This is a genomic window from Aerosakkonema sp. BLCC-F183, assembly GCF_041929145.1.
Classification (GTDB): Bacteria; Cyanobacteriota; Cyanobacteriia; order Cyanobacteriales; family Aerosakkonemataceae; genus Aerosakkonema.
This window is the reverse complement of sequence record NZ_JBHFNU010000046.1, coordinates 14,995-29,729: the sequence shown is the minus strand read 5'-3', so window position 1 is coordinate 29,729 and position 14,735 is coordinate 14,995. Positions and strand designations below refer to the sequence as shown.

14 protein-coding genes are annotated in these 14,735 nt (G+C 43.6%); 3 read left to right on the top strand and 11 right to left on the bottom strand.

Annotation, left to right across the window (positions count from 1 at the left end; genetic code table 11):
* Positions 1-120: 120 nt before the first annotated feature.
* The 8 genes from ACE1CD_RS12905 to ACE1CD_RS12870 all read right to left on the bottom strand — a co-directional run bounded on the left by ACE1CD_RS12905 (position 121) and on the right by ACE1CD_RS12870 (position 8,533).
* Positions 121-1,020 (bottom strand): radical SAM protein, encoded by a 900-nt coding sequence (locus tag ACE1CD_RS12905; RefSeq protein ID WP_374824514.1) that lies wholly within the window; start codon positions 1,018-1,020, stop codon positions 121-123.
* A 1-nt stretch (position 1,021) separates the two neighbouring features.
* Complete coding sequence (locus ACE1CD_RS12900; protein WP_374824511.1) at positions 1,022-1,822, bottom strand: DUF6065 family protein; 801 nt, start codon at positions 1,820-1,822, stop codon at positions 1,022-1,024.
* 2 nt (positions 1,823-1,824) lie between these two features.
* Positions 1,825-2,157 (bottom strand): hypothetical protein, encoded by a 333-nt coding sequence (locus ACE1CD_RS12895; RefSeq protein WP_374824508.1) that lies wholly within the window; start codon positions 2,155-2,157, stop codon positions 1,825-1,827.
* A 294-nt stretch (positions 2,158-2,451) separates the two neighbouring features.
* On the bottom strand, positions 2,452-4,470 hold the full coding sequence (locus tag ACE1CD_RS12890; RefSeq protein WP_374824505.1) for an ATP-binding protein: 2,019 nt from the start codon (positions 4,468-4,470) through the stop codon (positions 2,452-2,454).
* 440 nt (positions 4,471-4,910) lie between these two features.
* Positions 4,911-5,633, bottom strand: coding sequence for an urea ABC transporter ATP-binding subunit UrtE (urtE, locus tag ACE1CD_RS12885; RefSeq protein ID WP_374824502.1), 723 nt, complete (start codon positions 5,631-5,633; stop codon positions 4,911-4,913).
* A 301-nt stretch (positions 5,634-5,934) separates the two neighbouring features.
* The gene (locus tag ACE1CD_RS12880) at positions 5,935-6,159 is read right to left on the bottom strand and encodes a DUF2811 domain-containing protein (protein ID WP_190462557.1); all 225 of its coding nucleotides are present in this window, start codon (positions 6,157-6,159) and stop codon (positions 5,935-5,937) included.
* Between the two features lie 477 nt (positions 6,160-6,636).
* A complete protein-coding gene (locus ACE1CD_RS12875) occupies positions 6,637-8,289 on the bottom strand; it encodes an HD-GYP domain-containing protein (RefSeq protein ID WP_374794457.1) in 1,653 nt (550 codons plus the stop codon).
* A gap of 31 nt (positions 8,290-8,320) precedes the next feature.
* Complete coding sequence (locus ACE1CD_RS12870; RefSeq protein WP_374794436.1) at positions 8,321-8,533, bottom strand: hypothetical protein; 213 nt, start codon at positions 8,531-8,533, stop codon at positions 8,321-8,323.
* Between the two features lie 342 nt (positions 8,534-8,875).
* Here ACE1CD_RS12870 and ACE1CD_RS12865 point away from each other — a divergent pair, with 342 nt between their 5' ends.
* Both ACE1CD_RS12865 and ACE1CD_RS12860 read left to right on the top strand, forming a co-directional pair.
* The gene (locus tag ACE1CD_RS12865; protein ID WP_374794435.1) at positions 8,876-9,136 is read left to right on the top strand and encodes a hypothetical protein; all 261 of its coding nucleotides are present in this window, start codon (positions 8,876-8,878) and stop codon (positions 9,134-9,136) included.
* A 343-nt stretch (positions 9,137-9,479) separates the two neighbouring features.
* Positions 9,480-10,268, top strand: coding sequence for a pentapeptide repeat-containing protein (locus ACE1CD_RS12860; RefSeq protein WP_374794434.1), 789 nt, complete (start codon positions 9,480-9,482; stop codon positions 10,266-10,268).
* Between the two features lie 8 nt (positions 10,269-10,276).
* Here the strand turns inward: ACE1CD_RS12860 and ACE1CD_RS12855 are convergent, their stop codons facing one another.
* The 3 genes from ACE1CD_RS12855 to rsmA are packed head-to-tail and all read right to left on the bottom strand — an operon-like array spanning position 10,277 to position 12,404.
* Entirely contained in the window at positions 10,277-10,621 is a 345-nt protein-coding gene (locus ACE1CD_RS12855) for a DUF3082 domain-containing protein (protein WP_374794433.1), read from the bottom strand.
* 10 nt (positions 10,622-10,631) lie between these two features.
* Positions 10,632-11,576: a 4-(cytidine 5'-diphospho)-2-C-methyl-D-erythritol kinase gene (ispE, locus tag ACE1CD_RS12850; protein WP_374794432.1), complete on the bottom strand. Its 945-nt coding sequence runs from the start codon at positions 11,574-11,576 to the stop codon at positions 10,632-10,634.
* 9 nt (positions 11,577-11,585) lie between these two features.
* Positions 11,586-12,404 (bottom strand): 16S rRNA (adenine(1518)-N(6)/adenine(1519)-N(6))-dimethyltransferase RsmA, encoded by an 819-nt coding sequence (gene rsmA, locus ACE1CD_RS12845; RefSeq protein ID WP_374824499.1) that lies wholly within the window; start codon positions 12,402-12,404, stop codon positions 11,586-11,588.
* Positions 12,405-12,565: 161 nt separating this feature from the next.
* Here rsmA and ACE1CD_RS12840 point away from each other — a divergent pair, with 161 nt between their 5' ends.
* On the top strand, positions 12,566-14,392 hold the full coding sequence (locus ACE1CD_RS12840) for a hypothetical protein (RefSeq protein WP_374824496.1): 1,827 nt from the start codon (positions 12,566-12,568) through the stop codon (positions 14,390-14,392).
* The last annotated feature ends 343 nt before the right edge of the window (positions 14,393-14,735 follow it).

Sequence of the window (14,735 nt, the reverse complement as noted above, 5' to 3'; positions counted from 1 at the left end):
CTGGAAAGCACTCGTAGGTGCCATGACCTGAATAACGTAGTCCAATTTTGAACTGAGACTGGCCATCTCTACACTTTATGTACTGGTTGTCCAGATATGTTCAGTGTCTAGCGGATAGCATTACTCGAAGCCAAATCCTTCTTTACCTTCCTTTATCTCAATGTCAGAGAGCAGAGAAACTAAATTCTCCTTAAACTTCAAATAGTTTACTCGTTCGTTATCGTACCACCAAGAGTATTTTTGCTTAATAGTTTCTGCTTCTTGGCGCGTTCCCGCCACAAGGGAACGAGTTTGAGTGGCGTGAAATTCCTGAATTACTACTCGATCGACAATTTCGAGTTTGCGAATGAACTCTATTTGATGTTCTGGAAAAGTAGGCAGTAGCGGCGTAATCGTAACGGAAAATCTGATATCGCGGTCTTTTTGGTAAGGAATGCTGTATCTGAGGGTTTCGATCGCTTTTAGTCGAGCTGATATACTGGGAGTGCGCGGCTCAAAATCTTTCCTGACTTGTTCGCTACCAGTAGGAATGCTCATATTAATCCGCAACCGCTGAAACTGTTGTAAAATATCAACATCTTTAGCAATCAAAGGACTGCGAGTTTGAATTACCAGTATAGGTTGATACTTCACCATTGTCTCTAACAAGCTTCGCGTTAGCATTTGTTTGGATTCGATCGGCTGATAGGGATCGGTAACACTACTCATATAAATACTGGCAGGTTTATCTGGATTTTTATTCTGCCATTTTTGCAATTCTTTTTCCAAAATTTCCACTGCATTCTTTTTGATAATCACCCAGTTACCCCAATCTTGGCGCATTTTAGAATTGGGACTAAATGCCGCTGCATAGCAATAGCTACATCCGTACTGACAGCCTCGATAAGGGTTCAGTGTAAAGTCGTAATAATCGATAAAACCCGTCGCTTTGTTGAGAATTGATTGGGCATTATTTATATACACTTTGGCAGTACCAAAGCTTTCCTGCTGGGAATTTCCTTCAGACTGTGACTTTGCCATATTATGTTTTATCTTTTACTCCTTCCCACCATTTACCATTATCCAAAACCTTTTGATGATGGTCAAATTTTATGCCATAAATATCTTCGCCATTCATGTACCTCAATCCTGGCATACCTTGGTCTATCTCACTTCTTTCTTTGGAAAAATATTGCATCGTTTTGCGAACCACCTCTAGTTGTTCCGGCTCTGTTAGTTCTTCTAACTTATAATTATCAATAAAATATCTTGGATATGGTACAATACAACCCAATGGTATACCTTTTTTTATATAGATATCATAATTAGCTCTTGTAACTTTGATATTAAAAGTAAAATCCCGTCGCAAATTATCAGTTTCAACAACAGCATTCATCCAACTTAAACCGTCCACCGGATAATTTGGCGGTTCCTTAACCATTAAGTTGACATTTTTAGGAGTCCGGAACATATAGCGAGGATGAACAGTTAAAATTCCATATCCAAAATGAGATTTGACTGCCAAAAAGTTTGGGTTAGGAACGTCTCCAATTTGATGGATATACAATCCCGATACGCTATTTGTCCCATCCCACCGAATCACAAGATCGGAAGTAGCGACAACAACAAATCCGTGTTGATTCCCAAATGCCAAAGGAAGGCAAAAGTAAAAGTGCTGAGTAAACCAATCTCGTTTTTGGTCTAATTTTTTAAGATTATCAGGATTTTTGAAAACCTCTTGGTCTGGGATAACTAAAATAGTGTTATCTGGAACTTCCAAGTTATCTGGCAAAGTTTCTGGAGGGATTAATCTTTTTTGCGGAAAGTTGTAATTGCTGTTCATACTTACTTGTCCATTTGAGTAAATTTGACGTAAAAGTAAGGTTCGACTATTGTGTCGTCTTCTGTAGAAAAGGTTAATTCGGATGTTTCTGATGAATCTTTTTTTGGGGAAGAATAAAAGAAACATTGCGCCGATTTGAAACAAAGCATTAATCCCAATTTAGGAGTAATGATAAAATCTGAAATAGTAATTGGATTGGATTCGCCAAATAAATTAAATTTTATGTTGGAATTTTCAATTTTTGTTTCCGAGCCTGTGGAAATGAGCCTTAACACTTCCAAAAAACTTAAAATATTTTCGCTGCAATGATAGTTGTATATCAGAATGTCGGACACAAATAAAGACTGTTTTGACGTCAGTTTGAGAACCCGGCTAAAAATTGGCTTTTCCGAAATGTTAGCAGATATTTGCTCAGAGAAAGACTGCATAAATTAGCGACGAACTCAACAAATATTATATCCTAACAAAGTGTGAAATATCGATGGCTGCTAGGTCATCCGCTTCGATCGCTTTTTTTATTAAAAGAAGCTGTAGAGACGTTTCATAAAACATTTCTACACGATCGGGAAACGTTTGCCGTTTTATAGTATATGCTTTCTTATTTTCCTCCTCCTAAAGAAGTAGCTTTGTTAAAATTGCTTTATGGGTAGAACGATCGCAAACTCCGCACCGCAGCCAGGTTCGGAAATTACATCTATGTAACCACCATGCTTTTCAATAATTTGGTAGGCAATGGAAAGTCCCAAACCAGTACCTTTTCCAACTGGCTTCGTAGTGAAAAAAGGATCGAATATTTTATGTTTTACTTCTCTTGATATCCCAGAACCGTTATCGCGAATTGTGATGCGGATTTCATTTTCTGTTTGCACTTCTGTTTCGATCGTAATTTGTTTATTTTGTTGTTCTTTTTGCTTTTCCAGTTCATCAATTGCATTGCTAATAATATTCATAAATACCTGATTTATCTGTCTGGGATAGCATTCTACTAGGGGTAAATTGCCGTATTTTTGAATTAATTCAATATCGGTATATCCTTTGTTCATTTTCAAACGACTTTGTAAAATTAGCAAAGTACTATCGAGCCCTTCATGAATATTAACAAGCTTCATCTCGGCTTCATCTAACCGGGAGAAGTTTCGCAAAGATAGGACAATTTTACTGATGCGATCGGCCCCACTTTGCATAGAAGAGATAATTTTAGGCAAATCGATCCTTAAAAAATCTAGCTCTATCTGTTCAATAACTTGTTCAATTTCATTACTCGAATAGTTTTCTTGGTAAATATCTACTAAATCTAGCAAATTTTGCGTATAGCGATTGACATAGCTGAGGTTAGCGTAGATAAAGTTAATCGGGTTATTGATCTCGTGAGCAATCCCAGCAACCAATTGACCCAAACTGGACATTTTTTCAGTTTGAACCAATTGAACTTGAGCCTTTTTAAGGTTTTTCAGGGCTTGAGAAAGTTGCTCGGCTTTAGTGGATATTTCTAAATTTAATTGCTGTAATTGGTCATGGGCTGACTGCAATTGCTGATTTTTTTGCCAAAGTTCTTCAGTTCGTTCCTTTACTCGTTCTTCCAAAGTTTGACGGGCTAATTCTAACTCTTGAGTGCGTTCTGCCACCCGTTGCTCTAAGTTACAGATGAGCGTTTTTAAAGCTTTAGCCATCTCCTGATAAGCATTCGCCAATTGACCGATTTCGCCGCCAGAATCAATACCGGGAATGGGTGAATCTAAATCCCCAGTGGCGAGAGTTTTGCTCCGAAGAGCTAATTGTTTAATCGGCTCTCCAATTTGCCTTGCTAACAGGCGAGCGATCGCAATCGATAATACGATCGCCATCGCTAAGCCAATCCAAATTACGCGATTGAGAACTAAAGATGCTTGCTGAAAATACTGGGACGAAATCTGAATTTTAGCGATCGCCACAGGTTTACCCCCAGACTTAATGGGAGCGTAGATCGTATTATGTCCGGATTCCGGTTCCATGCGGTACACCGACTCACCTAGTTTAATTGCTGGTAACACCTTCGCAGTTAAATTATTTTCCTCCCAAGTATCCCTACTCATCTTTTCAATACTCGAAAGCATTAACTGTCCATCCAGAGAAATAATTGCCAGCTTAGTAGTGGGTTGGGAAAAATTCAAAAACTTTCGCAACCAAGCATCATTCAGTGTTTGACCTACAATCAAGGTTCCGGGTGAATTACCTTTACCGTCGCTTTGAAAAATAGGTGCTGCCACCAAGATTAACATCTGCCGATCGTCATATGTAACTAACTCCTGTAATGGTTTCTTCTTCGCGATCGCACCAACAACCCTTTCTTGCACCGCCATCGATCGCCAAGCAATTCCCCGTTCTGCTAGAGTTTCGCCAAAGCGATTCACCACCTGCACGTTATCCACATCTGTGGAAAAAACCAGTTGGTCTGTTACCTCCTCCTTCATCCAAGCTCGATCGCGCTTCTGTACCGCATTATATAAAGCTGTCCAGATTGCATAGCCGTTAGCTAAATCTTGCAATCCCTTCCCCGTAGCAGATGTGAATCCCCGAAAAGCGAGGACTTGATCGTCAAGTCGAGTTTTTTCCAAATCTGTCAGAGGTTGATACACAAATCGCCAAGCTATCCCGAATACCAAAACCACTGGCAGTAGGGATGCGCCAAAGGTAAAAATGAGAATTTTGGGTTGGAGTCTTTGTGGAATCCCCGATATGGTTGATTTAACGTTTTTTAATATCACTATATATTTAGGCTCGCGCTTCACGAAAGAGTGAACGTCAACCAAGTTAACTTGGCTAGCAAAATAACCCCGATCGCAGGCAGATAGCTGTTGACATTTTCAGTAATACAACTAACTTAACCAAACGTCATCCGACCTTTACAGCAATTATGATTTTTTTGTCAGCAATCAACAACAAAAAAGCATACTTTTTAACGCTGACTTTTTGTTCATTATGTTGTATATTTATAAGTTTATCGATTAAATCCCAAAGATAGCATCGTTGCACCCCACCCCAGCCCCTCCCCGTCCACGGGGAGGGGTTAGACTTTGGGTAAGTCTTTTGTAACGGAGTTAATTGACAGTTATACTGCCAGAAACCTTTGAATCACATCTTGGCTGAGTTCATTAGTTGGCCCTGAAGCGACAATACCGCCTTTTTGCATAGCGTAGTAGCGATCGGCTTGCCGTACAAAATGCAGGTGTTGCTCGACTAACAACACAGAAATACCTGTAGACTCAACAATCCGGCGCACAGCCGCCTCAATCTCCAAAATAATTGAAGGTTGAATGCCTTCCGTCGGTTCGTCAAGTACGAGTAAGCGCGGGCGTCCCATCAAAGCGCGAGCGATCGCTAACTGTTGCTGCTGTCCGCCACTCAAATCCCCACCCATACGAGAAAGCATCGTTTTCAGAACTGGAAACAGCCCAAAGATTTCCTCTGGAATTTCCTGCTTATTCTCAGGCAATTGTGGCCCAGTCATCCTGCGATCGTCCCTCGCCTCCAAACCCAACAGCAAATTTTCCTTCACCGACAAACGGGGAATAATTTCCCGTCCTTGGGGAACGTAACCAATGCCCAACTTTGCCCGTTTGTCCGGCGATTTACCGTCGATCGACTCACCCGCAAAATTAATCGAACCAGTACGAGGTTTGAGCAAACCCATAATCGTTTTCAGCAGAGTAGTTTTACCCACACCGTTGCGTCCGATCAAGCACACCATTTCCCCAGAGGATATGCTCAAATCCACATTGCGGAGAATGTGACTTTCGCCATAGTAGACATTTAGCCCAGAAACGTGCAGCATTTGATTAATTTTAGATTTTAGATTTTGGATTTTGGATTATAGATTGATGTCGCTCGGTCAAACAGAATTCTTAAGTAAATTTTCAGCTTTTCGCAAATTTAATCATAGCAAAGCTGATTGGCTGCACGATTTGACCTGACGGGGTGACAACTATGGCTGAAAGCTTGACAGGTATGGCTTTTCAACTCACTCACATCTGAGCTTCGCTTCTGAGTTAGTTGGTCGTCATTCATCCCCAACTAAATCAGAGATTTTAGTTGGGGACTTCTGCCGACATTCCTGTTAAATTTTCGATCGACTTTTAAACAGAATTGCGGAAAAGCGTTTCCAGATATACCTGGGCAGCCCGACGATAGCTGCGCGACGCTTCTGGGGTGTTTCCAGTTCCGTTTTGTAGCAAAAACAAAGAGAGAGCAGCAGCAAAAACCCGGTCTTGATCCCAGTCTGGATGAGTTTCCAAATAGCTTTTGAGCGATTCGTGGAGTACTTCCGGGATTTCAGCCAGCATACTAACGGTTGTGTTCATAGACACCTGCTCCAAAGAAGGGGGGAGAGTGGGGAAGCTAGAAAGCGGGGGAGCAGGGCAAATAGAGAGAATGACACCCACCTATGTTCCATTGCCTTGTCCCCTCTTCCTTATTCCCCGATCGTCTGATCGGTCAGCCGCATCATTGTCTGCGATCTGGGGGTGGGGTTGTCAATGATGCGAAATATTACAAAATTCTTCACATTAACAAAATGTCTACGAAACAATAAGCTTTTTGACCTATATTTTGTTACATATCTTTATAAAAACTCAGCATACCCCAGATGCTGAACCGTTTGCCAAAAAAATCCCCAGATGGACAGAAACACTTCATCCGACCGTGACAACCTGTGGAAAACTATATAAGCGCTGTGGAAAATTTTGAACTCCTTTGTGGAAAGGTTGTGGAATCTGTGGGGAAAATTTTGGCAAAGGATAAGAATTGCAAAAAATTAGAAACTTTTGACTTCCTAGCCCCTACTCAAGGAAATGACCCAGGACTGCGAAAACCTGGCGTTGCTCGAAAAGATCGACCAGATCGCTGTTGATTTTGTTTTTGCTGGCTTCTTGTCGGAGAATCTCAAGGGAGGTTTGCACCGGCAATCTGTGTTTGTAAGGGCGATCGCTGGCGGTAAGGGCGTCGTAGATATCGGCAACCGTCAAAATCTGCGCTTGAATGGGAATGTCTTTATCTTTCAAACCTTGAGGGTAACCGCTGCCATCGAGCTTTTCGTGATGGGCGTAGGCGATCGTGGGGAGGTTTTTGAAATGCGTTGTCCAGGGTATGCGTTGGAGAAATGTGTAGGTGTGGGTGACGTGAGCTTCGATCTCCAAACGCTCTTCGGGAGTGAGGTTGCCTCTAGGTATCATCAATTGTGCCATCTCTTGTAACGAAACTAGGGGCTTGAGCTGACCGTCGATGTCTCGATATGTGTATTGAGATAGTTCTGTCAGTTGTGCGAGAGCTTCCTCAGAAAAAGCATGAAATTCCTCATGTTCAAATGTTTCTGGTTCATTGACCTCTACTAGCAGTCGCCAGTAGCGATCGAGTTTTTCGATCTCTTGAGCGAGCTGAGTATCTAATTTTTCTATGTCTTGGCAATAAGGACAGGCTGCCTCAGAGCTAGCTCCCATAATATGCTGGAGGGGCTTCCTAAGCAAATACTGGTATTTAGCTTGAGCTGTTTCCAATTCCAAAGTTCTTTTAGTGAGCGCAAAACGGTGACGAATGCTCTCTAGTTGTTCGGGATAAAGTTTTTTCCGCTTTCCCAAAATCGCTTCGGGGACGCAGACTTTCCCGAAGTCGTGCAAGAGTGCGGCATAGCGAATTTCTTTAATTTGGCGATCGGTAAAATAAAATTGTCTTAGCAGACCTGTACTAACTGAATTGACCTCTTTAGTCAGATGAACTACCAGTTGAGCCACTCGCTCAGAATGACCTGAAGTAGTCGGGTCTCGCATTTCAATCAGTTCTACAGACGCTTTGACAAAGCTCTCGAAGAGGTTTTCAATGCTTTCTTGCAACTGATTGCGTTCGATCGAGATAGCCGCCTGCGAAGCAAGCGATCGCAAAATCCTCTCTTCCCACTCTGAATAAGGCTGAGTTACTTCCTCAACATTTTCGGCATTGACGATCGCATCGGGTCTGATTTTACGATTGATTAGCTGAAGCACCCCAATGATTTCCCCATTTTGGTCTTGCATTGGCAACACCAGAACTGAGCGAGTGCGGTAGGAGAAGTCACGGTCAAAACTGAGGTCGATCTGGTAGGGAACATCTGATGGTAAATTATAGGCATCCGACAGATTTAAGCATTTGCCCGTAAGCGCTACATACCCTGCCAGACTTTTACGGCTCAGAGGCATGGCAAATTCGTTTAAAGTTGCACTGGGTTGAGAATCATTCTGCGCTACCTTAAATAGCAGCTTGGGAATTGCGTCAGTCCGATCTAGTAAATAGACGCTGCCAGCATCGCTACAAGTAATTTCCCGGCTCTTAGATAAGATTAAGTTGAGCAATTCTTCCAGATTCTGGCTGCTGGAAAGGGCGGTGCCAATCGCCAAAAGCTGCTCGATCGGTTCAACCCGTTGAGCAGATTGTGGCACAAGTTCGTCGTTTTCAAAGGTCATTAAGTGGGAATCGAGAACTGTCATGTATTTTTCACCCTAATATCACAGTCAGACTGGATAAATTGTGCGATCGCTTCCGAGTTATAGCTGGTACAAACCAAGCATATAATTTTCCCTCCATCGACATTCTCATCACTTTACTACCAACGCAGTATAGAGAATCATTTTCAACCGCGAACAGATGGCTTGCCAGCCTAAGCAATACGGTGCTGACTACCTTACCGTTAATGCGGTTCTTGTTCATATTCCAAGCTAGCAAGATTTCATCTCACTGGGGGAAGGAAATATTGCTTTGAAAGTGCAGTTTGCGCCGATTTACAGGGATTTCGATCGCAACTGTTAAGTTCTAAGACAGTTACTTGACTAAAGAGAAAAAATTTCTGTAGCGTAAGTTACAGAAATAAAAACGTTTTAAACCATTAGCTAAGACCGCTTCGGTCGAAACGCGAAGGACGCGATCTGTTCAAACAAGACTGATGCTGGACAGGGTGAGAAACCGGGTCGATCGATCGGGTTTGTCCAAATCGGGTTCCGCTGGGCGATCGGAAAGGCTTGGCAGCAAGCTGCTTACCGAGGCAAGAAGATTATGAAACTCGACATCTGCGAACTGAAAGTTGCTGGAAAATCCCGTTTGCATCCCTGTAATTGGTCAGTAGATACCGAACTGACCCCTTTGTCAGCGGAACTTCAACCTTCCACATGGGTAAAACTTTTAGAGCTTCCCAGCCAGTTCAGTTTTGATGAAGCACTACTTCTTTGTGAGCTTTCCGAGAGCGAGTGGTTAGCTTGGATTCCAGATTGCGGAGAAACTGTACTCCACACCCGTCAGTTTTGCATAATTGGTTAGCTGACTGTAGCTTCCGGTGCCTTACCCCAGATCCGGATGAAAACCCAACACCTGTGTATTTAGTAGAGAGGATTTGTGCATAACTCTCTACTATTTTTTTGGCAACATCCAAAGCTGACAAGTTGTTGCGCGAGTTACCAGACAATCCATACAGTTGAGTCTTATTGTCAACTATCTACAGGATGGCTTGTGTTTTCAACATAAACACAAGCCATTTTGCAGATTTTTGTTTATGATGTGGAAAGCAAATGAGGGGTGGTACCCCTCACCCCAAAAGTGAAAAAATATGGATAGGGGTTTTAGTCTAAAAAAATTTCGCGGTTTGGTCTAGAGTGGCAGACATATGGGTGGAAATAGCGTACACGTCAAAAGATTGCTAGAAACCAAACAATGCCAGGGGGGCGACTTGAGTGAAGCAACCTTGGCGAGGCTGAATTTGAGTGGTGCTGATTTGAGCGGTGCCAACTTGATTTTTGCCAATCTCAATGGTGTAAACTTGAGCGGTGCTAACTTGAGCGGTGTCGATCTAAGTTTTGCTAACCTGGTTTCGGCAAATATGGTTAATGCTGACTTAAGCGGTGCGGACTGCAAAGGGCTAAACCTTTTTGATTGCCAGATGAATAATGCCAACCTGTCCGGCGCTGACTTGGGATTTGCCAACTTGGTGAATGCCAATTTGAGCGAAGCCAACCTGAGCGGTGCGGATTTAGATGGTGCTAATCTGATTGGAGTTAATCTGAATCGTGCTAATCTCTGTGGTGCCGATTTGGGTGGTGCTAATTTGGGAAATGCCAATTTGACAGGTGCTAATCTGTCCAATGCCACTCTATGCGATGGCCGCTTAGTGGGTGCTAATTTGAAAGATGCTAATCTCAGTGGTGCGGATTTGAGAGATGCTAACCTGCTGAATGCTAATTTGAGCGGTGCCAACCTCAGCAACGCCAATCTCAGCGGTGCGAATTTAGCGAATGCACGACTGGATGGCGCGATCGGACTCTACAGAGATGAACCGATCGTGGTACGGCAGAATGAGTCACCCAGGTCTGGTATGGCTCATGTCAGTTTTTCTCACCCTATGTATGCCCCTGTTGCTAACGGCTTCAGCCTGCCACGCCCAGGATTGCCGTCTTGAATTGAAAGTTAATTTTGGGGTGGGGCAGGCTGGTTTTTCACCTGTTGAATGGAAATTTGAATGGCTAGGGCGATCAGACCGATCGCAATTATGCCAAACACGAAGGTTGCCAAGGAGCTGATGCCGACAACCAAGGTGCGGACGGCAACGGTGATATTAATAACTGTAACGTTGTGGGATTGAATTGGTTTGGCGGCAAAAGTCTGGGCAATGGAAGAGGTGAGAAAATAAATTCCGATCGTCATTGCTGTAGCAATGAGGGAACCGATCAAACAACGCAAAGGGCTCGGAGAGCTAGCGCTAGCGAGATCGGATGGCGAGGGGGTATTTTGAGTGGGAGTGGGATTATTCATCAATTTTTAGCTAATTAGCGACGCGAATGCCGCTAGGAGTAAATTGGGCTACCCAGAAGTCGAGATCGGGGTCAGCGATCGCATTGGCGACTTCTTTTTGAATTTGCTGTGCTTGGGGTAGTGACTCGCTCAGGGCAAAGACTGTGGGGCCAGAACCTGACATCATTGTGCCTAAAACCCCTGTGCGTTGGAAGGCTTCCCGCAGTTGCAATACTTGGGGATAAGTTGGCAGGACGACTTTTTCTAAGTCGTTGTACAGGCACTCACCGATTTTAGCGTTATCTTTGTGGGCGATCGCACTCACGAGGCAGCCTGAATTTACCTTGGCAGAACGCGCTTCCATGCTTTGGGTGTCGCAGGCATATGTATTGCCGAATTCTTTTCGGTAGGTAGAGTACGCCCAAGCTGTAGAAACTTCCAAATGGCGATATTTTGCCAAAATCACGTAAATTTTAGCTAAATCCGGTAAGGGAGCGAGTTTTTCGCCGCGTCCAGTCGCTATTGCCGTCCCGCCCGCGACACAAAAAGGCACATCCGAACCGAGTTGGGCTGCTAGTTCTTGCAATTCCGATTGAGTTAAACCCAAATTCCACATTAAATCCAAGCCGACCAAAACTGCTGCTGCATCTGTAGATCCACCTGCCAAACCAGCGGCGATGGGAATGTGCTTGTCAATTTCGATTTCGACGCCGCCATACTGTGCGAAGGTGTTGGGAAATTGCTTTGTCATCAGTACAGCGGCGCGGTAAGCTAAATTAGTTTTGTCTTGCGGTACGCCGGGATGGTTGCAGTGAATGCGGATAACATCGGTGCCGTTGGAGCGCAGATGGATACGATCGGCTAGATCTATGGTTTGCATTACCATCGCCAGCTCGTGATAGCCATCGGGGCGATCGCCGAGTATTTCTAGATACAGATTAATTTTGGCTGGGGCAATTAGGGTGTAAGAGCGCATTTCTAGGGGCTAGGGGCTAGGGGCTAGGGAGTTACTCAGGGTTACCCACTGGGCGACACTGAGGTCTTCGGCGCGGACTTGGGGGTTTATTTCTAATTGTTCCAGCAAGTGGGTCAGCCGATCGCGATCGACTATACTTTTCAAATTATTTCGCAACATTTTACGTTTTTCGGCAAAGCCCTGTTTCACGATCGTCTCTAGGTGTTTGGGGTTTTGGGCAGCAAAGCGGCTGTGGGGACGCAACCGCACTACGGCAGAATCTACCTTCGGTGGTGGGGAAAAATCTCTGGCTGGTACATTGCAAATTAACTCACAATCTGCTATATATTGAACTCGCACTGACAAAGCTCCAAATGCTTTTGATGAAGGTTGGGCATATAATCGTTCTGCCACTTCTTTTTGCACTAGCAACACGATTAAATCGTAAGGTTCGGGATTGGGATTAGCAATTGTACCTAATAGGTTCTCTAGAATTGGGCCGGTAATATTGTAGGGGATATTGGCAACAATTTTATTCGGCTTTTGGAAATTGGCGAAGTTAACGAGATTAGCAGCTAAGTCGATGGTGAGGATATCGCCTTGCAAAAGTAAAAAATTTTCTCTTTTTCCCAGTTGTTTGGCTAATAACTCGCACAAGTCGCGATCGATTTCGACGGCGACGACTGCTTGAGCTAATGGCAATAAGCGCCGCGTCAGGATACCTGTGCCTGGGCCAATTTCCAGGATGCGATCGCGATTGGTAATTTCTGCGGCGGCGACGATTTGGTTTAATGCTTTGTCGCTTTTGAGCCAGTGCTGAGCAAATTGTTTGCGAGCTTGGGGCGGCATAGGAATTTGAGATTTTAGATTTGAGATTTTAGATTTTATCTTGGTGAGTGGCAGGTTAACATAACATTGGGAAGATATTATTTAATTTTACCGGACATCAGTACCTAGTGATGTCTAATAATCTTATCTATTAGATGAGAATCTATCGGGAGGCTGTGTTTATGTCTGCTTCGTCAATTTTGTCACCGCGCACGATTACCAACAGTGAGGGTCTAGCTGAATTCAATGCACTTTTCAACAACCAACAAGCGGCTGACGATGCAGCACTAAAGTTAAAAGTATATTGGGATAAGTGGGCTGTTGCATTTGATGCTCAGTGGTTTGAAGCTACTGAGATTAATGCCAAAATTTTGACGGGCAAAAAGTTGGCGCAGGAAGTAGAAAACGCCAAGATTAAAGTAGCGACAGCAGTACAACAGGCGCTGGAGGGACAACAGGTAACAGCACCGATCGATCTGCCGACAAATGCAGTGAATAATGATGAAGCTGTGGCAGCTTTTTACTCGATATTTAAAAGTCAGCAAGTCGCTGATAAAGAGGTGGAAACATTAGTTGCTAATTGGGATAAGTGGGCGATCGCATTTGGCGGACGGTGGTATGCCCCAGAAATCTTTAATGCGAAAGTTGTTGTCGGTCGTTTGATTGCGAAAGCGATGGCGGATGCGAGATCTAAAGTAACTAAAGCAATAATGGAGGCGATAGAAGGCAAACAAATTAGCTTATTTGCAGAGTCAGCAACAAACACTGAAGATAAACCTCTTCCTGTAGCAGATAATAAGCTAGAAAAAGCTAAAGACCGAGCGCAAGTTTTTAAGGATTTCATGAAAATTGAGATTAATATGGGCGCTACCGCCGATCGGCTGGCGTTCTTGTATCGGGGAGTGCAGAAATCGCCGTACAAAGAACAAATTAAAGATTATCCGGAACGCCTCAAAGCTAAGCCTGATGGCCAAACTATCGTTTCGTATGGAGAAACGGTTGTGCTGAAAGGTTCGGATCGGACAGTAACTTTTAGTTCTTACCCAGAAGTGGGAAAACTACCAGAAATCGATCCTAAAGGTTTGGACTTTTTACATGGAGATATTAAAGAGGCGTGCGTTTGCGTTGGCAGTTTTGTAGGTGATAAGATTAAGGCGCATTGGTTGGGGAAAAACGCACTTGCTAAAGGTCAGTTTTGGAGTTCTACGAAAATTTTACCGCTTCTCAATGTTGTGTGTAAAGTAAATGGAAATTCGCTGGATACAGATATCGATAATTGCGTCATTAGAGACCAAGATCGTCGCAAACGAGATGTGCCGTTTTATGAGATGGCATGGGATGTGGTAAGTTATGGCGATCGCATCGCCAGTTCCAATTCTTTAGCGGCAATGTTCAAACGCTTTGAAACTCGTCCGGGATTGGAAAATTGGGTGAGAAAAATCACAGGCAATCCTAATTTAGATTTCCGTGGTAGCTACGGTCAACCTGCATTTATCTATCGTCCCGAAGTTTACGATTTGAAAAAAGGAAAAGTTATCCTGGCTCCCGCATCAGAAGGTTCTCCGGGAGAAAATCTGCTGACTGCATACGATCTGACTCGTTTTATTTCTATGTTGGGATGGCATCATCACATAACCGCACCAGCAAGGTTACCGAGCGCACAATGGCACAGCCTTGAAAGTATCGTGAGAGCGATGGGAACAGATGCTTGTCGGTATATGGATGTAGCGATCGAGATGTTGGGACTGCAAAATTATATTAGTTCGCCAGTCATTATTTCTAAGTTGGGTAACGGGTACAGCAGTAGCAGAAACAGGTATGAATATGTATACGTGGCGCTGGTACAATTTATCGACGAGCTTCCCAAGGGTGAGGCAAAGCCGGTTAAGTTAAGAACTGTCAGCATGGTTTTGCGGGGAGCGAGTCGAGATGCCGTTCAACTGGACGCCAGAATGGCAGCAGAAGTGACAGAGATTCTTCGCCGAGTGGTAACAGAGGAACTTGCTTAACAAAATTGTTGAAATTATACCTGCTGGCCCGATCTAATTTGATGCGAACATTAAAAGTCCGCAGACTCAAAATATTTACAGCCAAAGTTAATCTTTTAATTAAAGCTCTCAGCACTTTATTCGTCTGAGTGTCAAAAAATATACTTTCTTTTACAATATATGTATTTTATACCAAATCCGGGTTATTTACCCCCTTTATATTTTTACTCTTCTCCCCCCTGCTCCCCTGCTCCCCTGCTCAGAAAGCGTTTCACTATAACGGGGGTCGTTAACCCGGATTTAGTATTAGAATACTATTTAGCATGAGTAAGTCAGCTAAATTAGACGCTTTAATGGCCTGGGT